Genomic DNA, 22,550 nt, shown 5'->3' with positions numbered 1-22,550 from the left:
CGTACCGGCCGCCCGCGTCAGGGCCGGCTCGGAGTCCAGCCGGGATCGCGGCCCGTCACGGCCGGCACCCGTTCGAAGACGGTGGCGCCGGGCGGTCCGGGGAACGGCTCGCCGAACATCCTCATCTCCCGGGCCTGCGGGGCCGGCCCGCAAGGCCCCGGCCTCACCTCGTCCACCACGGCGGGGGCAGGGACTTCACGGCAACGGCGGGCGTCCCCCCGACGGCCTTCGCACCGCGCTGACCGCGTCGCCGTGCTCCCGGAAACCTCTCGCCGCCCCACCCCGCGCAATGGCATCCTGACCAGGTGAACGGACCTGAGATCACCCTCGAAGTAGCCCCGGAACTCCGGCTCTTCGTCGCCCACGAGCGCCGCCAGGGACCCACCACCGTCGTCACCGACGGCTCGTCGACCCTGGGTCACGTCGTGGAGTCCCTCGGCGTCCCCCTCACCGAGGCCGGTCAGCTGCTCGTCGACGGCACGCCCGTGCCCGTGTCGCACATCCCCGGCGCGGGCGAGCAGGTCGAGGTGCGGGCCGTACGGCGCCCCCAGCAGGTCCCCGGCGCACCGCTGCGCTTCCTTCTCGACGTCCATCTGGGCACGCTCGCGCGCCGGTTGCGGCTGCTGGGCGTCGACGCGGCGTACGAGAACGAGGACATCGGGGACCCCGCGCTGGCGGCCCTGTCCGCAGAACAGCGGCGGGTGCTGCTCTCGCGCGACCGGGGGCTGCTCAGGCGCCGGGAGATCTGGGCGGGGGCGTACATCTACAGCGAGCGACCGCAGGAGCAGCTCCGCGACGTCCTGGGCCGGTTCGCCCCGGTGCTCGCACCGTGGACCCGCTGCACCGCGTGCAACGGGCAGCTCACGGATGCCGACAAGGACTCCGTGAGCGCCCGCCTGGAACAGGGCACCCAGCAGTCGTACGACGTGTTCGCCCAGTGCACGGTCTGTGAGCGGGTCTACTGGCGGGGCGCCCACCACGCCCGCCTGACGGCTGTGGTGGCGGAGGCGGTGCGCGAGTTCGGCGGGGCGGGCAGCGCGGCGCCGACCACCTGACACACCGGGCCGCCGGCCCCTCAGAACACGTACGGGTCGCCGGCGGAGAGGGCCAGGACCTCAGGGACCGGTCCGCCGCACGTCCCCCCACCCGCACGGCCCACGCACGCGGCGCGCGAGCGCCACGTGAAACGCTGATGCCATGGTCGTCGCCCGCTCCGTCGCGCTCTTCGTCGTCGCCGCACTCTTCGAGATCGGGGGCGCCTGGCTCGTCTGGCAGGGGGTGCGCGAGCACCGCGGCCGGCTCTGGACCGGAGCGGGCGTCATCGCCCTGGGCGCGTACGGCTTCGTGGCCACGCTCCAGCCGGACGGCGAATTCGGACGCGTCCTCGCCGCGTACGGCGGGGTGTTCGTCGCCGGTTCGATCGCCTGGGGCATGGCCGCCGACGGCTACCGTCCGGACCGCTGGGACGTGACAGGGGCCCTGATCTGCCTGGCCGGCATGGCAGTGATCATGTACGCACCCCGCAGCCACTGAGGCCGCGCGACCGCCGGAACCGCGCGCCCACGGCCTGCCTATCCTTGGCCCGTACCGATCAGCTGTCCGAGGAGTTCGCCATGGCCGCCACCCCCATCGCCGTCATCACCGGTGCGAGCAGCGGCATCGGCGCCGCGACCGCCCGCCGGCTGGCCGCCGCCGGATACCGCGTGGTGCTCACCGCCCGCCGCAAGGACCGCATCGAGGCACTCGCCGCCGAGCTCACCGAGGCGGGCCACCAGGCGGCGGCCTACGCCCTGGACGTCACCGACCGGGTGGCCGTGGACGAGTTCGCCACCGCGTTCCGCTCCCTGGCCGTCCTCGTCAACAACGCGGGCGGGGCGCTGGGCGCCGACCCCGTCGCGACCGGTGACCCCGCCGACTGGCGCCAGATGTACGAGACGAACGTGATCGGCACGCTCAACCTCACCCAGGCCCTGCTGCCCGCCCTCACCGCGAGCGGCGACGGCACGGTCGTGATCATCTCCTCGACCGCCGCCCTCTCCTCGTACGAGGGCGGTGGGGGCTACGTCGCGGCCAAGCACGGCGAACACGTCCTTGCCGAGACCCTCCGCCTGGAGATCGTCGGCACGCCGGTCCGGGTCATCGAGATCGCGCCCGGCATGGTCAGGACCGAGGAGTTCGCCACCACCCGCTTCCGGGGCGACACGGAGAAGGCCGCGAAGGTCTACGCGGGCGTCGACGCCCCGCTCACCGCGGACGACGTGGCCGACACCGTCACCTGGGCCGTCACCCGCCCCAGCCACGTCAACATCGACCTCCTCGTGGTCCGCCCCCGCGCCCAGGCCTCCAACTCCAAGGTCCACCGCACGCTGTGACCTGCGGCCCCGAGGGCCGGCCGACGAGAAGCCCCGGACCGCCGCAGTGCGGTCCGGGGCCTGCCGTTCGCGGGATGCCGGGCCTCAGCCCTTCACGCACACGACCTGCTTCAGCTTCGCGACGACCTCCACCAGGTCCCGCTGCCGCTCGATGACCTGCTCGATCGGCTTGTACGCGGCCGGGATCTCGTCCACGACACCGGAGTCCTTACGACACTCCACGCCCCGTGTCTGGTCCTCCAGGTCCTTCGTCGAGAACGTCCGCTTCGCGGCGTTCCGGCTCATCCGACGTCCGGCTCCGTGCGAGGCCGAGTTGAACGACATCTCGTTCCCCAGGCCCTTCACGATGTACGAGCCGGTGCCCATGGAGCCCGGGATGATCCCGAAATCCCCGGAGCCGGCACGAATCGCCCCCTTTCGGGTGACGAGCAGATCCATGCCCTCGTACCGCTCCTCCGCCACGTAGTTGTGGTGGCAGGAGATCACCGGCTCGAACGTGACCCTGGCCTTCTTGAATTCCTTCCGGACCACGTCCTGGAAGAGACCCATCATGATCGAGCGGTTGTACTTCGCGTACTCCTGCGCCCAGAACAGGTCGTTGCGGTACGCCGCCATCTGCGGGGTGTCGGCGATGAAGACCGCCAGGTCACGGTCGACGAGTCCCTGGTTGTGCGGAAGCTTCTGCGCCTGCCCGATGTGGAAGTCGGCGAGTTCCTTCCCGATGTTCCTGGAACCGGAGTGCAGCATCAGCCACACCGCACCCAGCTCGTCAAGACAGAATTCGATGAAGTGATTGCCCGACCCGAGCGTCCCCATCTGCTTCGTGGCGCGCTCCTGCCGGAATTTCACCGCGTCGGCAATCCCGTCGAACCGCGTCCAGAAATCGTCCCAGCCCGACGTCGGGAAACCGTGCAGCTTCCCCGGATCGACGACGTCGTCGTGCATCCCGCGGCCCACCGGAATGGCCTCCTCGATCTTCGACCGGAGACGCGACAGGTCGCCCGGAAGATCGTTGGCCGTGAGGGACGTCTTCACCGCCGACATTCCGCAGCCGATGTCCACGCCCACCGCGGCCGGGCAGACCGCCCCGTGCATGGCGATCACCGAACCGACGGTCGCACCCTTGCCGAAGTGGACGTCCGGCATGACGGCCAGGCCCTTGATCCAGGGCAGGGTGGCCACGTTCCTCAGCTGCTGCATCGCGCCGTCCTCGACGGACGCCGGGTCCGCCCACATCCGGATCGGAACCTTCGCCCCCGGCACCTCTACGTACGACATAACCCCTCGATTCCCCCGAAAAGACTGAAAGCGCAAAACCGGTGCCGAGGTCGGCATATAGGTCTGCCGACCGGCATTCACAGCGGCGCGTGCGATACACATTGTGTCCATCGGCCGCCATCGAGCGGCAACCTGTTTTCGTACCGAAGGGAGCCTGGGACCGTGCGACACATGGCGTACGTACCCGGCGTCGCGCTTCTCGCAGCGCTCGTCGCCGGCTGCAGCGCCGGCTCCGGCGCCGACGACCCCGCCGCCGACAGCAAGCCCGGCAGCCCTACGGTCTCGGCCGCACCACCCGGCAAGTACCGGACGCTGCCCGAATCCTGCCGCGCCGTGCCGCGTTCCACCCTCAAGGACCTGCTGCCGGGCACCGCCGAGCTGCCCGAGAAGCAGCAGGAGAAGGTGTACGAGGGAACGGCCACCGTCACCTACGACACCGACCGCAAGGTCGGCTGCCGCTGGAGCTCGAACGCCCCGGACGCGTCCCGGAGCCTCTCCATCGACTTCGAGCGCGTCGTGTCCTACGACCCTTCGGTGAGCGACGACGACCGCACCGACGAGGTGTACTCGAAGAAGGAGGACGCCGCCGGCCTGGCCCCCGGGGCGACCGGCGCAACGCCCAGCAGCACCGTCGCGGGCTCCCCCGGCCCGACGCCGAGCGGCTCCCCTTCCGGATCGCCGGGCGGCGCCACCGACTCGCCCTCGGCCGGCCCCTCCGTCGGCATCACCGAGGACCTCCGGCCCCGGCTGCTGGAGGGCCTCGGGGACGCCGCGTTCCTCGACGACGAGCTCACCCGGGCGGGATCCACCGCGCAGCACCGCACCGTGAGCGTGGTATTCCGCACATCGAACGTCATCGTGACCGTCCAGTACACCGAGCAGCCCGCCGGCATCACCGAGGTGCCCGACAGCCAGGAACTGCAGGAGAAGGCGCAGGCCCTGGCCCGGAGGCTGGCCGAGACCCTCAGCGAGTAGCCCCGGACCGGCGGCCCCCGCCGAGAGGCCGCCGCCCGCTCCGGTGCCCGCGACCGAGGCGGCATCCGGCCGCCGTCCGTCGTACCGTGGCCCTCCGGAGCGCCGGGCGGACCGGCCGCTCCGCCCGGCCCACGTACCGCACCGACCCACGTACAGCCCGACCGCCCGCACGACCGAGACCGCCGTGCCGTCCGAGTGAAGGAACCATGCACCGATCAGCCCCGCGACTGTCCCGCATACTCGCCTGCGCCGCCGTTCCGGTGATGCTCGTCGTCGCCGGCTGCTCGTCGGACTCCGGCGACAAGAAGGGCTCGGACTCGTCCGCCGCGCCGAGCGAGAAGAAGTCGGAGGCGACGGTCGAGCCCGCGAAGTTCGACGCGCTGCCCGCCGACACCTGCAAGTCGATCGGCAGGAAGACGATCGAGTCCCTGGTCCCCGAGACCAAGGTCAAGTCCGGCACGGCGGGCAGGTCCAGCAACACGGAGACCCGCAGCAGCTGTTCCTGGAACGGTCTGGACTCCAACGGCGTCAAGGGTTCCCAGTACCGCTGGCTCGACGTCGGCTTCATCCGCTTCGATTCCGACCAGGCCCTGGGCAGCGGAGCGAAGCGGGCGACGGACGAGTACACGAAGCAGGTCGCCAAGGCGCAGGCGACCGAGGGCGCCAAGAAGGTTTCGGCCGCTCCGGCCGACGGAATCGGCGAGCAGGCCACCGCCGTCACCTACGACCTGGCCAAGACGGGCGAGGACTTCAAGTACGCGACGGTCGTGGCCCGTACGGCCAACGTCGTCGTCACGCTCACCTACAACGGTGCGGGGTACGCGGGAGCCAAGACCCCCTCCGCCGCCGACATCCTCAAGGGCGCCGAGAAGGCCGCCAAGGAGGCCGTCGCCGCTGTCGCTGACGACGCCCCGGCTACGGAGAAGCCCTCTGCCACACCGTCCGCCAAGGCGTCCACGAAGGCGCCCGCCAAGCCGACCGCCAAGGCGTCCGGCAAGGCATCCGTCAAGTCATAGACCACCGGACGTGGAGCGCACCCGCCGGCCAGGAATCAGGCCGACAGGTGCGCTCCTTCGTACCGGCACCGGGGTGCACTGCTCAGCTGACGCACTCCGAACCGGCTCCGGCGCTGAAGATGTAGCCGCCCTTCCAGTTGATCAGGTTCGAGGTCCCCGCGTCGTTCTTCATCAGTGCGGACAGACCGACGCACCGGCCCCCGGCCGCGGCGGTGCTGCTGTAGACCGGGCCCGCGTACTGCGAGAAGGTGCCCTTGTCGACATCGGCGCCGGCGGTGTTGTTGCCCGCCCAGATCCGCAGGTCCATGTAGTTGGCGCTGCCGGACGTGTTGTTGTCCATGATCGCGCAGGCGCTCGTGGTGGTGGCGTTGGTGTAGAAGAACAGCGTGCCGTAGCGCGTCGTCGCGTTGGGCAGCGCCTTGGCGTCGGTGAGCTCGTACCCGGAGCCGCAGACGGTGGCGGCGAGTGCCACCGCCCCGCTGCGGCTCGCGGCGATGGCACGCGTCTCGGAGTCGGCGTCCGAGGACACCTTCACGACGCCCTGCGACGCGGCGGACGTCTCGGCGGCGGTCGCCGCGGGCACGGTGACGCCCGTGGCGGCGATCGCCGTTCCGGCTACGGCCAGACGAGTCAGGGTCCTGACGAAAGAAGACATGTTTCCCCCTGGAAATAGTGATGCTGACGAAGCGTCTCCACCGTTGTGCGCCTGTGGAGTTCGCAGCGGCGGTGAAGACAGGGGGACGGTAACCACTCAGGTTCTTCACGGGCAACGGATTAGACCGGCCGCTCGACGCAGGGAGCACCTGTACGTGACGCACGCGTCTCACCGCGCGAAAGGGATTCACCCCGGAACAGCGTCGCTCCCTGCCCGAACCCGCGTCTCACGTCACCCTGGGTAGATGATTGTGCCGCGCGTCACATACCGGGGCGTGCGGGGGAATTCATCGACTGCGCCACGATGCCGACGGATTGTCCGTACACGTAAAGAAGATCCCGGCTTGCAGCGTGCGGTTCCTTTTCCCGCCCGGCCGACGCACAGCCGGAATCAACACGGAGCGGAGAATCCGGGAAACGGCCCGACCGTTCCGGGAATGCACGGCCGGAGGGAATGCGGGGCGCACGCGGGCACCGCGGCACGGCAGGCGCCGAACGGCCTCCGCCCGTACCGGCCCGCACCCGCTCGTACACGTGTGCCAGGCTGTCGCTCGCAACAGACCGAGCAGGGAGGGGAACGCGAGTGGCCGCGATGCAGCTGACACGCACGCACCGAATACTCATCGGGGTCGTCGTCGCCGGTGCGGTGCTCATCGCCGCGATCGGCTTCGCGGGGTCGTACGCCGCCGTCCGCGAACTCGCGGAGGAGAAGGGGTTCGGCCGGTTCTCACTGGTGTTCCCCATCGGCATCGACGCGGGCATCTGCGTCCTGCTCGCGCTGGACCTGCTGCTGACCTGGATGCGGATCCCGTTCCCGCTGCTGCGTCAGACCGCCTGGCTGCTGACCGCGGCGACCATCGCCTTCAACGGCGCGGCCGCCTGGCCCGATCCGCTGGGCACCGGCATGCACGCGGTGATCCCGATCCTGTTCGTCGTCTCCGTCGAGGCCGCCCGGCACGCCGTCGGCCGGATCGCGGACATCACGGCCGACAAGCACATGGAGGGCGTCCGCCTCACCCGCTGGCTGCTCTCCCCCGTCCCCACGTTCAAGCTGTGGCGCCGGATGAAGCTGTGGGAGCTGCGCAGTTACGAACAGGTCATCAAGCTCGAACAGGACCGGCTGATCTACCAGGCCCGCCTGCAGGCCCGGTTCGGCCGCGGCTGGCGCCGCAAGGCACCCATCGAGTCACTGATGCCGCTGCGCCTGGCGAAGTACGGTGTCCCGCTCGCCGAGACAGCCCCGGCCGGCCTCGCCGCGGCGGGCATCGAACCGGCCCTGCTGCCGCCCGCCCCGGCCGTCGAGGGCGAGCCGCAGCAGCACCAGCTTCCGTACGTCCCGCAGCACGAGCAGCACGATCCTGCAGGACCCCAGCAGTACCAGGGACAGCGGGCACAGCAGCGACACGGGCACGAGCAGCACCCGCCGGCCGGCCAGGACGAATGGCCCCAGGAGGGCCCCGGCTCCCACGACAGCCCCTGGTTCGCCGCGCCCCAGGTGCCGCAGGACGCGTACGAGAGCGCGTACAACCCGACGTACGTCGAGGGCCTGGAGCCCACTCCGGTGATGATCCCGTCCGGTCCCGGCGGCCGGACCCGCCCGCTCGGCAACGTGGGCACCATCGGCGCGTTCCCGCACCCCCGCGGCGGCGAACCGCAGCCCGCCCCTCATCCGGAGCCGCAGGACCCGCTGCGCAAGCGGGAACCGCAGCCGGAACAGCAGGACGTGCGGGCCCCGCAGGATCCGCAGGACCCCCAGGACCAGGACCCGCCGCAGCCCCTCGACGCGGAGAAGGAGGCCGAGTGGGCCGCGGCCGAGGCCGAGTTCGGTGAGTTCGCGTACAAGGTGTTCGCCGAGTACACGCAGGAGCACCAGAACTACCCGAGCGCGGCGGTGCTCGACATCCACCTCACCGACGTCCACAACGTCCGCCACCCGCGCAGCGGCCCGCTTCTGCGGCGTCTGCTGGCGGGGTTCAGGCAGCGCTTCGACAACGAGATGTCCGCCGACCACATCGCGTGACCCCTCGCACGCAAAAGCGGGCGGGCCGTCCGGCGGCCCGCCCGCTTCCCGTCGGCCGCGGGACTACGCACCCAGGAGCGCACGCACCCGGTCCGCGCCCACGGCGAGCAGCAGCGTGGGCAGCCGCGGCCCGGTGTCGCGGCTGACCAGCAGCCGGTAGAGCAGCGCGAAGAAGGACCGCTGGGCCGCCTTCAGCTCCGGCGTCGGCTTGGCGTCCGGCTCCAGACCCTCCATCACCTTCGGCACGCCGTAGACGAGCGTGGTCAGCCCGTCCAGCGACCAGTGCGAGTCGAGCCCTTCCAGCAGCAGCCGCAGCGACTCGCGCCCCTGCTCGTCCAGGGAACCGAGCAGGTCCTTGTCCGGCTCGTCGCGGACGATGGTGCGGGCCTCGGCCGGGACCTGGCTGGTGATCCAGCTCTCGGCGCGGTCGAGCCGGGGCCGTGCCTCGTCGAGCGAGGTCAGCGGCCTCGAAGGGTCGAGCTCGCTGAGGATGCGCAGCGTCTGGTCCTCGGCGCCCGCCGTGATGTCGGCGACCGACGCGAGCGTGCGGTACGGCAGCGGGCGCGGGGTGCTGGGCAGCTCACCGGCGGCCGTGCCGACGGCACGCGCGTAGGCGGCGGCGTCGGCGGGCAGCACCGAGCCGTCGGCGACCTTGCGGGCCAGCGAGTCCCACTCGTCGTACAGCCGCTGGATCTCCTGGTCGAACGCGATCTTGAACGACTGGTTGGGCCTGCGGCGCGCGTACAGCCAGCGCAGCAGCGGCGCCTCCATGATCTTCAGGGCGTCGGCCGGGGTCGGCACACCGCCCTTGCTGGAGGACATCTTCGCCATGCCGGAGATCCCGACGAACGCGTACATCGGCCCGATCGGCTGGACACCGTCGAAGACCTCGCGCACGATCTGGCCGCCGACGACGAACGAGGAGCCGGGCGAGGAGTGGTCCACGCCGCTGGGCTCGAAGATCACGCCCTCGAAGGCCCAGCGCATCGGCCAGTCGACCTTCCAGACGAGCTTGCCGCGGTTGAACTCGTTGAGCCGGACCGTCTCGGCGAAGCCGCAGGCCGAGCAGGTGTAGTTCAGCTCGGTCGAGTCGTCGTCGTAGGACGTGACGACGGTGAGGTCCTTCTCGCAGTTGCCGCAGTAGGGCTTGTACGGGAAGTAGCCCGCCGCACCGCTGCCGCCGTCGTCCTCGTCGGCCGCGCCGGAGCCCTCGGCGGCCTCCAGCTCGGCCTCGTCGACCTTCTTCTGCTGCGGCTTCTTCCCGCCCTTGGCGCCCGCCGCCCCGTCCTTCTTGGTGCGGTAGCGGTCCAGGACGGCGTCGATGTCGGCACGGTGCTTCATCGCGTGCAGGACCTGCTCGCGGTACGTACCCGCCAGGTACTGCTCGGTCTGGCTGATGCCGTCGTACTCCACGCCGAGCTCGTCCAGCGCCTGGGTCATCGCGGCCTTGAAGTGCTCGGCCCAGTTCGGGTACGGGGACCCGGCGGGGGCGGGCACCGAGGTCAGCGGCTTGCCGATGTGCTCGGCCCACGACTCGTCGACGCCCGCGACACCGCCCGGCACCTTGCGGTAGCGGTCGTAGTCGTCCCAGGAGATCAGGTGCCGCACGGTGTGGCCGCGGCGGCGGATCTCGTCGGCGACGAGGTGCGGGGTCATGACCTCGCGGAGGTTGCCCAGGTGGATCGGGCCCGACGGGGAGAGGCCGGACGCGACGACGACCGGTTTGCCAGGCGCACGTCGCTCCGATTCGGCGATGACCTCGTCCGCGAAGCGGGAGACCCAGTCGGTCTCGGTGCTGCTCTGACTCTGAGCCACGGTCGGCACGTCCTTCTCTCGTGTAGGACTCGTAGGGGCGTCATCCATTCTCCCAGGTACCGACCGCAGCGCGAAAACGGCTTTGCACCGCGTGGGATACTTGGGCGGTCCCCTTGTCTCCTACGGAAACGGCAGCCGGCTCATGGCTTCGGTCCCTTCCCTCGCTTCCACGCTCCAGCAGCAGCTGGCGGACGCCCTGACGGCAGCTCTGCCGCAGGCCGGCGCCGCGGACCCGCTGCTGCGCCGGAGCGACCGGGCCGACTTCCAGGCCAACGGCATCCTCGCGCTCGCCAAGAAGCTCAAGGCCAACCCGCGCGAGCTGGCGTCCGAGGTCACGGCCGCCCTTCCGGCGGGTGACCTGATCAGGGACATCGAGGTCTCCGGCCCCGGCTTCCTGAACGTGACGCTCACCGACCGGGCGATCACCGGGACCCTCGCCGCGCGCGCGGCGGACGGCGACCGGCTCGGCGTCCCGGTGAACACGGCCGCGGGCACGACGGTCATCGACTACGCCCAGCCGAACGTGGCCAAGGAGATGCACGTCGGCCACCTGCGGTCGGCGGTCATCGGCGACGCCATGGTGCAGATCCTCGAGTTCACCGGCGAGAACGTGATCCGGCGCCACCACATCGGCGACTGGGGCACGCAGTTCGGCATGCTCATCCAGTACCTGATCGAGCACCCGGGCGCGCTGGGCCACCAGGAGGGCGAGGCGGCGGACGGCGAGGCCGCGATGTCGTCCCTGAACCGCGTCTACAAGGCGTCGCGGGTCCTCTTCGACTCCGACGAGGAGTTCAAGACCCGTGCCCGGGACCGGGTGGTGGCCCTCCAGGCCGGCGACCCGGAGACGCTGGCGCTCTGGCAGGGCTTCGTCGACGAGTCGAAGATCTACTTCTACTCGGTCTTCGACAAGCTCGACATGGAGGTCCGCGACGCCGACATCGTCGGCGAGTCCGGCTACAACGACATGCTGGAGGAGACCTGCCGGATCCTGGAGGAGACGGGCGTCGCCGTCCGCTCCGAGGGTGCGCTGTGCGTGTTCTTCGACGACGTGAAGGGCCCGGACGGCAACCCCGTCCCGCTGATCGTCAAGAAGACGAACGGCGGCTACGGCTACGCGGCGACGGACCTCTCCGCGATCCGCGACCGGGTGCAGGACCTCAAGGCCGACTCCCTGGTCTACGTGGTGGACGTCCGGCAGTCCCTGCACTTCAAGATGGTCTTCGAGACGGCCCGCCGGGCGGGCTGGCTGAACGAGGACGTCCACGCGCACCAGCTGGCGTTCGGCACGGTCCTGGGCAAGGACGGCAAGCCGTTCAAGACCCGTGAGGGCGTCACCGTCCGGCTGGAGGACCTGCTGGACGAGGCCGTCGAGCGGGCGACCGCCGTCGTCCGGGAGAAGGCCGGGAAGGTGGGCCTGTCCGAGGACGAGATCGTCGAGAACGGCCGGTACGTCGGGGTCGGCGCCGTGAAGTACGCGGACCTGTCGACCTCGGCCGTGCGGGACTACAAGTTCGACCTGGACCAGATGGTGTCGCTGCACGGCGACACCTCGGTGTACCTCCAGTACGCGTACGCCCGTATCCGCTCCATCCTGCGCAAGGCCGGGGAAGCGAAGCCGGTCGCGCACCCGGAGCTGGAGCTGGCTCCGGCCGAGCGCGCCCTGGGCCTGCACCTGGACCAGTTCGGCGAGGTCCTGGCCGAGGTGGCGTCGGCGTACGAGCCGCACAAGCTGGCCGCGTACCTCTACCAGCTCGCCTCGCACCTCACCACGTTCTACGACCAGTGCCAGGTGCTCAGCGACGAGAACCCGGCGGAGGTCGTCGAGAACCGGCTCTTCCTCGTCGAGCTCACCGCACGCACCCTGCACCAGGGCATGCGGCTGCTCGGCATCAGGACGCCCGAGCGCCTCTGACGCCGTCCGGCAGCGTGCGGGCCCGGCACCTCGTGCGCCGGGCCCGGACCTGTTCCACGACGTCCTACTGCGGCCGGCCCAGCGCCCATCCCGACACGTCGGCCAGCCGGCCGCGCCACAGGGGCAGGTGCAGGGCTCCCGTGCCGCCGAGGAGGAGCGTGACGTCCCTCAGGTGGATCCAGCGCGGCAGCTGTCCCGCGCCCTCACCCGCGACCAGCTCCCGGATTCCCTGGTCCACCGTCTCGGGGAACTCGGCGATCAGGTTGGCACCCTCGCCCTCGACCTGGCGCAGACTCCTCGCCCAGTCGGCCTTCCACGCCTCGTGACCGATCACGTCCCCGTGGAGCACACCGCCGGTGAGGGTCAGGGTGATCGGCAGGCCGGACCGCAGCTCTCTGTCCAGCAGTTGGATCAGCAGTTGCAGCTGCAGATCGGGCACCGGCTCCGTGATCACCGCGGTCGCTTCCGGTGGTGCCTGGACGGACTCGCTCATGGCGCACTCCCTTCACCTACGAACAGCAGGTGAAGGCCCGTATGCCCCCGGCCGGGGCCGGCACACCCGACGGCCGGGGCGCGTCCGTCACAGCCAGCGACGGATCGGCAGGACGGCGGCCTCGCGCGCCCGCTGCACCGGGGAGCGGCGCTTCCACCGGCCGCCCTCGATCAGCTCGCTCCTGGTCAGGTCCTCCTCGAAGTGACCGTCCAGGACCGCGGTGAACTCCGGGTCCAGCACGGCGAGCATCACTTCCTCGTCGTGGTCCAGCGAGCGCCGGTTGAAGTTCGTCGAGCCGATCAGCGAGGCCACCCGGTCCACCGTCAGTGACTTGGTGTGCATCATCGTCGGCTGGTACTCGTAGATCTTCACGCCGCAGGCGATGAGGTCCTCGTAGTGGTGCTGTCCCGCCAGCTGGCAGACCCGCTTGTCCGTGTACGGTCCGGGCAGCAGGATCTCCACCGTCACACCCCGCCCCGCCGTGGCGCAGAGCAGCTCGATGAAGTACGTGTCGGGTGCGAAGTACGCCGTGGTGAGCCGCACCCGCTCCTGGGCGGATTCCATGACGACCCTGAGCAGGGTCTGCATGTCCTGCCACCCGAAGCTGGCCGAACCGCGCACCACCTGCACGATCGCGTCGCCCTGCGGCCGGAGCTCGACGAACCGGTCGCGGTCGGTGAACAGCTCGTCGTGGCACTCGGCCCAGTTCTGGGCGAACGCGGCGGCGAGGCCGTCCACCGCGGGGCCGCGCACCTGCACATGGGTGTCCCGCCACTCGTGCTCGTTACGGGCGTCGCCGCACCACTCCTCCGCGATACCGACACCGCCGGTGAACGCGGTCTCCTCATCGGTGATGAGGACCTTGCGGTGGCACCGGTGATTCTGCTTGAGCGGCGACAGGTAGAGCGGCTTACGGAACCACGCCACCTCCACCCCGGCCTCGTCCATCATCGCCAGCTGGTCCTTCTCGATCAGCCGGCTGCCGAAGCCGTCCAGGAGCAGCCGCACCCGCACTCCGGCGCGGGCCCGCTCCGACAGCGCCTCGGCGAAGTCGCGGGCTATGTCACCGCGCCAGTACACGAACGTCATCATGTCCACGGTGTGCTGGGCGTCACGTATCGCGCCGAGCATCGCGGCGAATATCTCGTCCCCGTTGTGGAGGGGGACGAGCGCGTTGCCCTCGGTGGCGGCGATGCCGATCAGCCGCTCCAGCCGTCGCCGCAACCGCAGGATGCGCTCGGGGTACCCGGCGTCCGGTCTGTCGTCTGTATCACTGGACATGGGGCACCTGACCGAAGGGGAGAAAATGGGGGTTCTCCGACTGTACTCCGCGCCCGGTCAGCGCTCGGGTTCCGCCCACTCGGCCGTATCCGCCTGGTAGAGGTACTCCGGCCGCCCCGTGAGGCTGCTCGTACGGAACGGGTTCCCGTTGTCGTCGACGCGCAGGGTCCCGCTCCGGCCCCCGCTGCTCCACTCGAGCTCCAGGTACCAGGTCACGTCGTGCCCCTCCACGTGCGCGTCGAGGTGGAACACCTCCACGTCGGTGGAACTCACCCGGTACGGGAAGTCCTTCGCCGGTACGACGACGCCGCCGTCCTGCCCCGCGACCGGCCGCGAACGCGGCAGACCCTCGTCCAGGTCGATGTCGAAGCTCTGCGGGGTGATACCGCTCCCGCAGCCCTCCCCCATCGAGTACGCGGACCAGGCGAGCGCCGGTTCGCGCCCCACGACCCGCACATGCAGGCCCTTGAGCACGACCGCTTCCCGCGACGCCCCCTGGAGGGTGAGCTCGAGCATCATGTCGCCCCCGTCCACACCGCCGAGCGCCTTCGCCCAGCCGCGGGAGTCCTGGGGCGCGGGCGGCGGCGGCACGGTGCCGGGCTCGCGGTCGAGCAGGTAGTACTGCCCGCAGGGCGACTCCCAGTTGTACGAGCTGATGGTGGCGCTCACGGGGACACCCCGGTCGTCCGCCCCGCCGCCGTGCCGCGCCGGTGCACCGGCGGAGGCGGAGGGTGCGGCTTCGGCGGTGGCGGCGGCCGACGGGGAAGCCGACCGGCTCGGCGTCGCCGACACGCCGCCGGTGCCGCTGCTCGCCCTCGCCCTCTCGCTCGCACTCGGCACGGCCGGGGCCGTTCGCGCGGCCGCCTCGGTGTGTCCGCCGCCGGACCCGTCGTCGTCCGTGAGGCCGCGGACGGCCAGGGCGCCGGGCACGGTGAGCGCGACGACGGCCGCCGCGGCGAGCAGCACACGCATCCGCCGGGAGGGCCGCCGGGAGGGGGCGGGCCCGCCCCCGGCCGGGATACGGGGCTCCTCGGGCGGCGTCACGTCCTCGGTATCCGGTCCGGCTACCGGGCCCTTTCCCTGAACCTGTGCCGATTCCGAGACCCGTACTGATTCCGATTCCGGTTCCGGTGCGGTGTTCTCGGGAGGGACGGGCACGGGCTCCGCCGCGACGGCCGCCCCCGGCTTCCGCGCCCCCCGGCGTCTGGCCTCGTCGGCCAGGATCCATTTCCGGTGCAGTCCGACCAGTTCGTCCGCCGACGCCCGGCACACCCGGGCGAAGCGTTCGACCGGTGCGTAGTCCTGCGGAACGGCGTCGCCGTTGCAGTACCGGTGGACCGTCGACGTGCTCATGTGCAGCTTCCGGGCGAGCGCCCCGTAGCTCAGCCCGGAACGCTCCTTGAGCCCACTGAGCTCCGCCGCGAAGTCCTGGATCTCCGTACCCACCCCGACCGTTCCTCCCTCTGATCCATCCCGGGAACGCGTTCCAAGGACTCTTGTTTCCCCAGGTCAGAGGGCATTCAACCGTTCCACCGTCCCATACCGCCCGGCAGCCGTTGCCACCGGAATCCGGCGCCGCACAGGATGTGGACACACCGCTGGACCCCACCTTCGTCCACCCCGGGAGACGCAGTGCGTACCCGCTTCGAACCGAGCCTCACGGATGCGGTCGCCGCAGGAGTGCTGATCGCCTCCACGGCGACCGTCATCACTCTCCTGTGGCACCTCTGACCACTCGTCATTGTCCAGTACACCCAGCAACACCCGGCGCGCCAACGCGGCGCCCCGGACACGACAGACCTTCTGAAGACCTTTCTGAACGGGGAGAACCACCTCATGCGTCACCGTCACCTCCGCCGCACCGCCCGCACCTCCGTCCTCGGCACCGCCGCACTGCTGGCCGCGCTCACCCTGACCGCCTGCCAGGAGGACGGCCAGGCGGCAGCGGACAACGCCGCCCCGGCGCCGGCCGCCCCGTCCGAGCAGCCGACGGACACCCCGAAGGCACCCGCGGACCAGGGGAAGGCCTCCACCGGTCCGGGCTCCGGTTCGGGTTCCGGTTCCACCGACGCCGAGCCCGCCGCGCAGAAGCCGAAGGACACCGGTGACGACGACGGCCCGGTCACCCTCGCGTGCGACGGCGGGAACTCCAAGGTGACGCTCACGGCCGTGACCCGTCCCGTCAACCACATGCTGCTCACCGTGACCAACACGGGTTCGAAGGCCTGCAACGCCTACTACCACCCCTTCCTGCGGTTCGGCGAGGCGCAGGCGGTCCCCCAGGTCTTCGAGGAGAGCAAGCCGCAGGCCGTCGTCACCCTCAGCCCCGGCGAGTCCGCCTACGCCGGGGTCATGACCTCCTCCGCCGACGGAAGCGGCACGGGCGGCTACTCCACCAAGGACCTGACGGTCAGCTTCCAGGGCCGCGAGGGCTCCGGCTCCAGCGGCCCGTCGACGGACATTCCGCTCGCCAAGGCCGTCTACGTCGACAGCACGCTGACCGTCACGTACTGGCAGACGGACATGGACGACGCCCTCATGTACTGAGGCTCCCCGCCGCCCTGGGGCCTGATCACCTGCGCAGCCCCGCCTGAGCGACCCCTGTGGCTCGGCGTCACACCGAGCCACAGGGGGCCCGCACCAGCGGCTGCGAACGGAGTCGGCCGGCCCTGCGGGCTGACGGCGCTGACGGCGCTGACGGCGCTGACGGCGCTGACGGCCGGAGCGGAACCCGACCACGCGGGTGCACACCAGGCCGGACGGGAGGCGCTGATCGCCGCCTCGAACGCGGCCTCCCCACAGGGACACGGCGGGCCCGCGCGGTGTGATCCAGCGCCTCTCCCGCCACGTCAGGCGTGGATCCGTACTGGTACGGGGCCGCTCCGGACCGGTCACCGGTCTCCGCGGGAGGCGACGGCCCCCCACGTGTTCGCGCACCTCGCGGGAGAGCCGAAGTCGTGGAGGGTGGGGACGTTCGGTGTCCGCTCTTCTGTTCAGCGTGAGGGCGGCTGCAGCACCGGTCAAGGCGATCGTATGATCACACTCGCCGAGACGGGGGAAATGCAACATGTCAGCGACTGGCAGTCAGGACCGTGCGCGGGAAAGCGATGCGGCCCACCGGGTGGGCATGCAGTTGAACGGCATCCCGCCAGAGCCGTCCGGACCGGGCGGTGGGACACCGGACTTCGCTTCGACGCCGGCACAGAAGAAGGCGGCGGCCAACACCGTAGAGAACGAGTTGGAGCCCAACACGCAGAAGGCCGCGAAGCATGCGGACGAAGCCACCGGCGCTGCCCGGAAGGGCTTCGAAGGCTGGGATACCGCCGCCGGCCTGAAGACGGTCGCGGACACGTGGGACCGGCAGGTGAAATCGCTGATGGGCCGTCTGGCGGCCGAGAAGAACGGGTTGCGCGGCGCATCCGGCCTCTTCGCGGGCAACGACACCCACGTGGGTGATCAACTGCTGTCGCAGTCCAAGCTGAACAACCTGTAAGGGTTGCGATGCTGACCTATCACGAAGTCATGACCACCGACCTCGGGCTGCTGACGACGGCCGCCTCCGAGTGGGACTCGATGGCGGGCGAGTTGCACAAGGTGGAGACCCGCTACGGCGACACCGTCCAGAAGATCTCCACGGGCCCGAGCTGGTCCGGAGTGAGCGCCGGTGTCGCGGGGACGAACTTCACCGCCACCCGGTACGAATACTCCGCCGCCCAGATTCAGGCCAAGGCGATCGCGAACCTCCTGCGTGACGCCCACGAGATGTTCACTGACCTCAAGAAGAAGCTCGAGAGCGCCCGCGACGATGCGATAGCCGCCGGCATGACCGTATCCGAGCAGGGGCACGTCGCCTTCGACTACACCGAACTCACCCCCGCCGAGCGCAGCGCCTACCACCACGACCCTGATGGCCGGACGAGCATCCGCGAATCCGTCGCCGCGTGGAAGAAGTACATCGACGATCGCGTCAGGGCCGTCTCCGAGGCCGACCAGGCCGTGAAGGCCGCGCTCAGCGCCGCCGTCGTCGACAGCAACAAGGACGCCTTCGGCAAGGGTGACGACGCCACCCTCAACGGCTTCAACGCCCACCCCGACGCAAGCTTGGCGAAGGCCGGGGCACCCAAATCCGACGAGTCCACGACGAAGACCGACGGCTGGAAGTCCGAGGGCAAGACCTCGGCGACCGGGCCCGGCGCCGAGTTCAAGGTCACCGGCCCCAAGTACGGCAAGGAGGGCTCGGTCAAGGCCGCTGCCGACCTCTTCCACGCCACCGCCCAAGGATCGCTGACCAACGGCTCCTGGAAGCTCTCCGGGATCGCCGACGGCTACGGAGGAGCCCGGGCCACCGCCAACTTCGGCGTCACCGACGCGGGCCTGAACGCGAAGGCCGAGGCGTCCGCGGGCCTCCGCGGGCTCGCCGAGGGACGGGCCGAATACGGACCCTACGTCGGCGCCTACGGGCGGACGGAGGGCTTCGCCGGGGCGGAGGCCAGCGCGGGTGTCAAGGCCGGCAAGGACGGTGTCGTCGTCAACGCCAAGGCGTTCGCAGGGGCCAAGGGCTCGGTCGCAGGGGGCGGCGAGATCGCCGGCATAGGCTTCGGCGCCACGGCCGAGGGGTGGGCAGGTCCTGGAGCAGAGGCCAAATGGGGCTTCGAGAAGAACGAGGACGGCGTGTACAAGCTCGGAGGCAAGGTGGGACTCTCCCCTGCCCTCGGCGGCTCTGTGGGACTTGAGTTCACCGTAGATCCGGCCAAGGTCTCCGAGAGCGTGGGCGACGCCGCCGAAGCGGTGGGTGACGTGGTGGGGGACGGAGTCGACGCGCTCGGTGACGCCGCCGGCTCGGCCAAGGACACCGTCGACGGCTGGTTCTCTTGATGTACTTCCCTGGAGAAGGAGGGCCCACGATGCCCCTGAAACTGCCGGTACCCATCGAATTTCGCCTGCCGGAGGGCTGGCTCCCGGCCGCGCCGCCGGACGACGTCGACCTTCCGGATGTGGCCTTCGCCGCGGTACACCCGCACCCGGACCACGGGTTCACCGCCAACATCACCATCGTCGGCGAAGTCCCGCCGGAATCCGCGACCCTGGCCGAACTCGCGGACGAGTCGGCGCAGCGCCTGCGTGAGGTCGCCGAGCCAGTCGTGGTGACCCACCGCCGCGAGGTGGGGACGGCGGACGCGCCCGCCCTGACGCAGTGGCTGACCTTCTCGGCCGTCGTCAACGACACGCCACGCGACCTCGTCCAGTCCCAGGTGTTCCTGACTTTCCCGGACTCCCATGACTCGCGCAGGCGGGCGGTGGTCCGGCTGGCGCTGACCGCCACAGCGGCCCAGCACGCAGACGTCCTGGGGGACTTTCAGGACTTCGTGCGCTCGGTTCGCCCTGACACCGGCGCGGGGGCGTAGCCATGGGTCTCTGGGACAGGTACCTCGGCACCCGGCACCCCGAGATGGGCGTCGTTCCGCTCACGCCCCTGGAGGTCCGGTCGGCACTGCTGGCGCTCAACGGGCCGGGCGTCCCCTTCGGCGTACGCAACGCAACCCCGAAGGAAGGCGATCTGGTGGCCGAATGCCAGCTTCCTGAGCTGCGCGTGAGACTGCGGACCAGGATGCGCCTGGACGCGGCGAAGTGCGAGGTGCGGGCAGTCGACGAGCAGTGGGAGGTCTCCCTGACCGAGCACGTCCGCGGGCAGCGCACCCGCGGGCCGGCGAGCGCGGTGTACCGGGTGTGGGGCAAGGAGGTGGGGCCCGACGGACGCGAGCGCAGGGTCGAGACGTTCCGTTTCGAGACCCGGGAGATGAAGGACCCCCTGCGCCAGGCGGTCCTCGATGCCGGCTGGACCTGGCGCGGAGTGCTGTTCCGGCTGTGACCTGTCGTGCCCGTCAGGATCTGCCACCGCTGCATCCACTGATTGCACGGGTCGCGGCGGCGCACGGGATCCTCGGCGCCACCCGTTCACTCGCGCCGCGTGAAGGCGCACCACACGACCTTGCCGGGCTCCCGCTCCCCCACGCCCCACCGGTCGGCGAGCGCGTCCACGAGCAGCAGCCCGCGCCCCGACTCCCCGTCGGGCCGCCGCACCGCGGGCACCCCGCCCCCGCTGTCGTGCACCTCCGCGGACAGCACCCGCCCGTTCTCCTCCAGCCGCAGCCGGACCAGATACCCACGCCCTGGCGGCACCCCGTGCAGCAGCGCGTTGGTCGCCAACTCGCTCACGCACAGCAGCACATCGTCGAGCCGCGTCCCGAACCCCCAGTCGGTCACGGCCCCCCGCACGAACTCCCGTACCGCGGGGACCGACCGGCGCTCACGCCGGCAGAAGCGCTCACGGATCAGCGAGAGTTGCATCGTCTCGTTCATGCGACCAGAGTCACTCTGTGCACCCAACGGAAAGCAGTGGGTGAACGCGTACAGATTTCTTGTACGGGTCGCCGACGCGTGAAGTACGCACCAGGGCGGGGAGTCCGAACCGTATGCACCCCAGGAAACGGCAACGCAAGAACGCGTCGGCCATGAAACTCGTCGGCAAACTGGTCGGCTTGTTCCGCATCGCGGCGGACCTGACCCAGGCCCAGCTCGCGGACCGGGCGGCCGTACAACTGGAGACGATCGCCTCCATCGAACAGGGCCGCCGCGCCCTCCTCCCCGACCTGGCCCGCCGCCTGGACGCGCTGCTGGACACGAAGGGGGCGCTGGAGACGGCGGTGGACAACATGCCGGAGGTGGACCTGATCCCGGCGTGGGCGGAGACGTTCATCGACTTGGAACGTGAAGCCCTCGCTCTTTCCTTCTACGAGAACCAAGTTCTGCCCGGCCTGCTCCAAAGGGAGGACTATGCCCGCGCGGTCTTCGGCAGCCGAGTCCCCGCCTTCTCCGAAGACGAGATCGATACCCAAGTAGCCACTCGATTGGCACGGCAGGGCATCCTCCGGAGCAGCATTCCACCATCTGTCAGCTTCATCATTGCCGAGGCAGTGTTGCTGGACAGGCTCGGTGGCAACGAAGTCAGGAGGAACGCGGTGCGGCATCTGCGGCAGTGCTCGACCTTGCCGGGCATCACTATTCAGGTCATGCCCGTCGGGCGGCAGTCGCACGCCGCGCTTGACGGCCCATTCGTGCTTCTGGAGACAGCGGACCACCAGCACCTCGGGTACGCCGAGACCCAACGTGGCAGTCAGCTCATTTCCGACCCTGACGAGGTCAGCATCCTGTCTCAGAGATATGCAATGCTGCGAACGCAAGCCCTGAACACTGAGGACACCACGGGCTTGCTGGATCGGATGCTAGGAGACTGATGAGCACCGCACTGACGTGGTTCAAGTCGAGCTACAGCGGCAGCGACGGCGGTAACTGCCTCGAAGTCGCCTACGACTGGCGCAAGTCCAGCTACAGCAGCGACGAGGGCGGCGCCTGCATCGAGGTCGCCGCGCACCCCTCCGCCATCCACATCCGCGACTCCAAGAACCCCGAAGGCCCCACCTTCACCGTCGCCCCCACCACCTGGTCGACCTTCGCCGCGTTCGCCGCCCGCAGCTGAACCGGGCGTTGTCAGTGGCGGCTCCTAGAGTCACCTGTATGGCGACGCTCCCGAATCCCCTGCCCCTGCTGGCCCTTCCGCCGGGCACGCTCGTGGACACCACGATCGACGACCCGTGGCACGAGCCCCTGCTCTGGTACGCCGACGAGCCCGCGCAGCCCGGGGACTGGGCCCGGCTGAGGGCGACCGGCAGGCCGCTCGGTCTGCTCCCGGTGCTCATCGACGGCGGACGGCGCAGCCAGTGGCCCGAGGACTGGGACCTCAACCCGGGCGGGACCTCGTATCCGGGTGACCACGATGCCGATGACGTCCTCGGCGAGTTCTGGGAGGAGTACGCCTCCGAAGAGCTGGAGGACGGGGCCCAGTGGCCCGGCCTGGCACCCGTCTCGTCCGTGAGCACGCCCGAGACCGCGGACGAGCTGGCCGCGGAGATCGCCGACCAGCTCACGGAGGGCGCGCGGACGGCGCTCGTGCCCGCCCGGCGCAGCGCGGACATACCGGCGGCGATCGGCTGGTCGGGTCCGCTCAACTACGAGAACGATGTGGCCCGGCTCTGTGCGGTGCTGCGCTCCTGGGAGGACCGCTTCGACATCCGGATCGTGGCGCTCGGCTTCGACACCCTGACCGTGTCCGTGGGACGGCCCCCCAGCACCCACGCGGAGGCGCGGGCGCTGGCGGCTGAGCACTTCGCGTTCTGCCCGGACAACATCGAGGCGGCCCCTCCGAACGGTCTGGACACCTACGCCGAGAAGTACCTCCTGGGCCAGGACACGTGGTCGTTCTGGTGGGACTGAGTAGGAGCGCTCATGTGTCCGGTCGCCCACCCCGGTTGACTCGTACGCATGCCCGACGACCTGCTCGATCCCCGTAGCCCGTACGCCTGGATCGCACCGCTGCTCTCCACACTCGTCACCCTGCCCGCAGCGGGCGCGGCCCTCTTCTACGGCGCGCTCTCCCCCATGGCCTGCGACTCCTGCAACGGCGCCGCCGCCGACCGCTTCACCGACTCGTTCGCGGTGGGCTGGGGCGTCCTCTGCGTCGGCCTGCTGGTGTCGCTGGCCATGCTGGTGGCGAGCTGGGTCCTGCCGTGGCGCCAACGGCAGGACCCGACCCGCGTGTTGCTCGCATGGGCCGCGCCCGGCTTCGTGCTATGCGCGTTCATCGCCTTCATGGGCCTCGTCGACTGGCCCTGAC

The 22,550-nt window shown here is 70.4% G+C and carries 23 protein-coding genes and 1 pseudogene; 16 read left to right on the top strand and 8 right to left on the bottom strand.

What is annotated here, in order from left to right:
* Window positions 1-17: 17 nt before the first annotated feature.
* Window positions 18-191 (bottom strand): annotated as a pseudogene (locus AB0F38_RS15370) (TIGR03086 family protein); the annotation flags it as partial.
* 114 nt (window positions 192-305) lie between these two features.
* On the opposite strand from AB0F38_RS15370, the gene AB0F38_RS15365 reads away from it, so the two are divergent.
* The 3 genes from AB0F38_RS15365 (at window position 306) to AB0F38_RS15355 (ending at window position 2,372) form a co-directional block, all read left to right on the top strand.
* On the top strand, window positions 306-1,055 hold the full coding sequence (locus AB0F38_RS15365; protein WP_361892317.1) for a Mut7-C RNAse domain-containing protein: 750 nt from the start codon (window positions 306-308) through the stop codon (window positions 1,053-1,055).
* Between the two features lie 142 nt (window positions 1,056-1,197).
* Window positions 1,198-1,533 carry a YnfA family protein gene (locus tag AB0F38_RS15360; protein WP_361892314.1) on the top strand — a complete coding sequence of 112 codons (336 nt, stop codon included), beginning with the start codon at window positions 1,198-1,200 and terminating at the stop codon, window positions 1,531-1,533.
* Between the two features lie 80 nt (window positions 1,534-1,613).
* Entirely contained in the window at window positions 1,614-2,372 is a 759-nt protein-coding gene (locus AB0F38_RS15355; RefSeq protein WP_361892311.1) for an SDR family NAD(P)-dependent oxidoreductase, read from the top strand.
* Window positions 2,373-2,456: 84 nt separating this feature from the next.
* Here AB0F38_RS15355 and AB0F38_RS15350 read toward each other — a convergent pair whose 3' ends face one another.
* The gene (locus tag AB0F38_RS15350; protein ID WP_361892308.1) at window positions 2,457-3,650 is read right to left on the bottom strand and encodes an RtcB family protein; all 1,194 of its coding nucleotides are present in this window, start codon (window positions 3,648-3,650) and stop codon (window positions 2,457-2,459) included.
* A gap of 171 nt (window positions 3,651-3,821) precedes the next feature.
* Between AB0F38_RS15350 and AB0F38_RS15345 the strand changes: the two genes are divergently transcribed.
* Both AB0F38_RS15345 and AB0F38_RS15340 read left to right on the top strand, forming a co-directional pair.
* Window positions 3,822-4,625, top strand: coding sequence for a DUF3558 domain-containing protein (locus AB0F38_RS15345; protein ID WP_361892306.1), 804 nt, complete (start codon window positions 3,822-3,824; stop codon window positions 4,623-4,625).
* Between the two features lie 206 nt (window positions 4,626-4,831).
* A complete protein-coding gene (locus AB0F38_RS15340; RefSeq protein ID WP_361892303.1) occupies window positions 4,832-5,641 on the top strand; it encodes a DUF3558 domain-containing protein in 810 nt (269 codons plus the stop codon).
* A gap of 82 nt (window positions 5,642-5,723) precedes the next feature.
* On the opposite strand, the gene AB0F38_RS15335 is transcribed toward AB0F38_RS15340, so the two are convergent.
* Window positions 5,724-6,296: a hypothetical protein gene (locus AB0F38_RS15335; protein ID WP_361892300.1), complete on the bottom strand. Its 573-nt coding sequence runs from the start codon at window positions 6,294-6,296 to the stop codon at window positions 5,724-5,726.
* 582 nt (window positions 6,297-6,878) lie between these two features.
* On the opposite strand from AB0F38_RS15335, the gene AB0F38_RS15330 reads away from it, so the two are divergent.
* A complete protein-coding gene (locus AB0F38_RS15330) occupies window positions 6,879-8,315 on the top strand; it encodes a DUF2637 domain-containing protein (protein ID WP_361892297.1) in 1,437 nt (478 codons plus the stop codon).
* 63 nt (window positions 8,316-8,378) lie between these two features.
* On the opposite strand, the gene lysS is transcribed toward AB0F38_RS15330, so the two are convergent.
* Window positions 8,379-10,139: a lysine--tRNA ligase gene (gene lysS / locus AB0F38_RS15325; protein ID WP_361892294.1), complete on the bottom strand. Its 1,761-nt coding sequence runs from the start codon at window positions 10,137-10,139 to the stop codon at window positions 8,379-8,381.
* Window positions 10,140-10,272: 133 nt separating this feature from the next.
* Here lysS and argS point away from each other — a divergent pair, with 133 nt between their 5' ends.
* On the top strand, window positions 10,273-12,045 hold the full coding sequence (gene argS, locus AB0F38_RS15320) for an arginine--tRNA ligase (protein WP_361892291.1): 1,773 nt from the start codon (window positions 10,273-10,275) through the stop codon (window positions 12,043-12,045).
* A gap of 64 nt (window positions 12,046-12,109) precedes the next feature.
* Here argS and AB0F38_RS15315 read toward each other — a convergent pair whose 3' ends face one another.
* The 3 genes from AB0F38_RS15315 to AB0F38_RS15305 all read right to left on the bottom strand — a co-directional run bounded on the left by AB0F38_RS15315 (window position 12,110) and on the right by AB0F38_RS15305 (window position 15,265).
* Window positions 12,110-12,538: a hypothetical protein gene (locus AB0F38_RS15315; RefSeq protein ID WP_361892288.1), complete on the bottom strand. Its 429-nt coding sequence runs from the start codon at window positions 12,536-12,538 to the stop codon at window positions 12,110-12,112.
* Window positions 12,539-12,625: 87 nt separating this feature from the next.
* Window positions 12,626-13,819, bottom strand: coding sequence for a phospholipase D-like domain-containing protein (locus tag AB0F38_RS15310; protein ID WP_361892286.1), 1,194 nt, complete (start codon window positions 13,817-13,819; stop codon window positions 12,626-12,628).
* Between the two features lie 57 nt (window positions 13,820-13,876).
* A complete protein-coding gene (locus AB0F38_RS15305) occupies window positions 13,877-15,265 on the bottom strand; it encodes a helix-turn-helix transcriptional regulator (RefSeq protein WP_361892283.1) in 1,389 nt (462 codons plus the stop codon).
* A 390-nt stretch (window positions 15,266-15,655) separates the two neighbouring features.
* On the opposite strand from AB0F38_RS15305, the gene AB0F38_RS15300 reads away from it, so the two are divergent.
* The 5 genes from AB0F38_RS15300 (at window position 15,656) to AB0F38_RS15280 (ending at window position 19,688) form a co-directional block, all read left to right on the top strand.
* Window positions 15,656-16,366, top strand: a complete 711-nt coding sequence (locus AB0F38_RS15300) for a DUF4232 domain-containing protein (RefSeq protein WP_361892280.1) — start codon at window positions 15,656-15,658, stop codon at window positions 16,364-16,366.
* 520 nt (window positions 16,367-16,886) lie between these two features.
* A complete protein-coding gene (locus AB0F38_RS15295) occupies window positions 16,887-17,312 on the top strand; it encodes a hypothetical protein (protein ID WP_361892277.1) in 426 nt (141 codons plus the stop codon).
* A gap of 29 nt (window positions 17,313-17,341) precedes the next feature.
* Window positions 17,342-18,694, top strand: coding sequence for a hypothetical protein (locus AB0F38_RS15290; protein WP_361892274.1), 1,353 nt, complete (start codon window positions 17,342-17,344; stop codon window positions 18,692-18,694).
* A 29-nt stretch (window positions 18,695-18,723) separates the two neighbouring features.
* The gene (locus AB0F38_RS15285) at window positions 18,724-19,224 is read left to right on the top strand and encodes a hypothetical protein (RefSeq protein WP_361892271.1); all 501 of its coding nucleotides are present in this window, start codon (window positions 18,724-18,726) and stop codon (window positions 19,222-19,224) included.
* A 2-nt stretch (window positions 19,225-19,226) separates the two neighbouring features.
* Window positions 19,227-19,688, top strand: coding sequence for a hypothetical protein (locus tag AB0F38_RS15280; protein ID WP_361892268.1), 462 nt, complete (start codon window positions 19,227-19,229; stop codon window positions 19,686-19,688).
* Window positions 19,689-19,774: 86 nt separating this feature from the next.
* Here the strand turns inward: AB0F38_RS15280 and AB0F38_RS15275 are convergent, their stop codons facing one another.
* A complete protein-coding gene (locus AB0F38_RS15275; RefSeq protein ID WP_361892265.1) occupies window positions 19,775-20,179 on the bottom strand; it encodes an ATP-binding protein in 405 nt (134 codons plus the stop codon).
* Window positions 20,180-20,331: 152 nt separating this feature from the next.
* Here AB0F38_RS15275 and AB0F38_RS15270 point away from each other — a divergent pair, with 152 nt between their 5' ends.
* From AB0F38_RS15270 to AB0F38_RS15255, 4 genes are read left to right on the top strand one after another with little or no spacing between them, the layout of a single operon-like run.
* Window positions 20,332-21,114: a helix-turn-helix transcriptional regulator gene (locus tag AB0F38_RS15270; protein ID WP_361892263.1), complete on the top strand. Its 783-nt coding sequence runs from the start codon at window positions 20,332-20,334 to the stop codon at window positions 21,112-21,114.
* Window positions 21,114-21,356: a DUF397 domain-containing protein gene (locus tag AB0F38_RS15265; RefSeq protein WP_361892260.1), complete on the top strand. Its 243-nt coding sequence runs from the start codon at window positions 21,114-21,116 to the stop codon at window positions 21,354-21,356. The genes AB0F38_RS15270 and AB0F38_RS15265 overlap by 1 nt, the downstream gene beginning before the upstream one ends.
* A 38-nt stretch (window positions 21,357-21,394) precedes the next feature.
* Window positions 21,395-22,150 carry a DUF4253 domain-containing protein gene (locus AB0F38_RS15260; RefSeq protein WP_361892257.1) on the top strand — a complete coding sequence of 252 codons (756 nt, stop codon included), beginning with the start codon at window positions 21,395-21,397 and terminating at the stop codon, window positions 22,148-22,150.
* A gap of 48 nt (window positions 22,151-22,198) precedes the next feature.
* Window positions 22,199-22,549, top strand: coding sequence for a hypothetical protein (locus tag AB0F38_RS15255; protein WP_361892254.1), 351 nt, complete (start codon window positions 22,199-22,201; stop codon window positions 22,547-22,549).
* Window position 22,550: the final 1 nt, after the last annotated feature.

The organism is Streptomyces sp. NPDC025273, assembly GCF_040638585.1.
GTDB classification, from domain to species: Bacteria; Actinomycetota; Actinomycetes; order Streptomycetales; family Streptomycetaceae; genus Streptomyces; species Streptomyces cinereorectus.
Note: the sequence above shows the minus strand (reverse complement) of the source record. Positions and strands in the feature narration are given on the sequence as shown.

What these genes read in the sequence shown, in the direction of transcription:
- AB0F38_RS15255 (WP_361892254.1), top strand. Translation starts at nt 22,199, where the DNA reads ATGCCCGACGACCTGCTCGATCCCCGTAGCCCGTACGCCTGGATCGCA.
- AB0F38_RS15360 (WP_361892314.1), top strand. Translation starts at nt 1,198, where the DNA reads ATGGTCGTCGCCCGCTCCGTCGCGCTCTTCGTCGTCGCCGCACTCTTC.
- AB0F38_RS15285 (WP_361892271.1), top strand. Translation starts at nt 18,724, where the DNA reads ATGCCCCTGAAACTGCCGGTACCCATCGAATTTCGCCTGCCGGAGGGC.
- AB0F38_RS15345 (WP_361892306.1), top strand. Translation starts at nt 3,822, where the DNA reads ATGGCGTACGTACCCGGCGTCGCGCTTCTCGCAGCGCTCGTCGCCGGC.
- AB0F38_RS15310 (WP_361892286.1), bottom strand. Translation starts at nt 13,819, where the DNA reads ATGTCCAGTGATACAGACGACAGACCGGACGCCGGGTACCCCGAGCGC.
- AB0F38_RS15350 (WP_361892308.1), bottom strand. Translation starts at nt 3,650, where the DNA reads ATGTCGTACGTAGAGGTGCCGGGGGCGAAGGTTCCGATCCGGATGTGG.
- AB0F38_RS15275 (WP_361892265.1), bottom strand. Translation starts at nt 20,179, where the DNA reads ATGAACGAGACGATGCAACTCTCGCTGATCCGTGAGCGCTTCTGCCGG.
- AB0F38_RS15270 (WP_361892263.1), top strand. Translation starts at nt 20,332, where the DNA reads ATGAAACTCGTCGGCAAACTGGTCGGCTTGTTCCGCATCGCGGCGGAC.
- AB0F38_RS15340 (WP_361892303.1), top strand. Translation starts at nt 4,832, where the DNA reads ATGCACCGATCAGCCCCGCGACTGTCCCGCATACTCGCCTGCGCCGCC.
- AB0F38_RS15260 (WP_361892257.1), top strand. Translation starts at nt 21,395, where the DNA reads ATGGCGACGCTCCCGAATCCCCTGCCCCTGCTGGCCCTTCCGCCGGGC.
- AB0F38_RS15265 (WP_361892260.1), top strand. Translation starts at nt 21,114, where the DNA reads ATGAGCACCGCACTGACGTGGTTCAAGTCGAGCTACAGCGGCAGCGAC.
- AB0F38_RS15300 (WP_361892280.1), top strand. Translation starts at nt 15,656, where the DNA reads ATGCGTCACCGTCACCTCCGCCGCACCGCCCGCACCTCCGTCCTCGGC.
- AB0F38_RS15335 (WP_361892300.1), bottom strand. Translation starts at nt 6,296, where the DNA reads ATGTCTTCTTTCGTCAGGACCCTGACTCGTCTGGCCGTAGCCGGAACG.
- argS (WP_361892291.1), top strand. Translation starts at nt 10,273, where the DNA reads ATGGCTTCGGTCCCTTCCCTCGCTTCCACGCTCCAGCAGCAGCTGGCG.
- AB0F38_RS15295 (WP_361892277.1), top strand. Translation starts at nt 16,887, where the DNA reads ATGTCAGCGACTGGCAGTCAGGACCGTGCGCGGGAAAGCGATGCGGCC.
- AB0F38_RS15355 (WP_361892311.1), top strand. Translation starts at nt 1,614, where the DNA reads ATGGCCGCCACCCCCATCGCCGTCATCACCGGTGCGAGCAGCGGCATC.
- AB0F38_RS15280 (WP_361892268.1), top strand. Translation starts at nt 19,227, where the DNA reads ATGGGTCTCTGGGACAGGTACCTCGGCACCCGGCACCCCGAGATGGGC.
- AB0F38_RS15315 (WP_361892288.1), bottom strand. Translation starts at nt 12,538, where the DNA reads ATGAGCGAGTCCGTCCAGGCACCACCGGAAGCGACCGCGGTGATCACG.
- AB0F38_RS15290 (WP_361892274.1), top strand. Translation starts at nt 17,342, where the DNA reads ATGACCACCGACCTCGGGCTGCTGACGACGGCCGCCTCCGAGTGGGAC.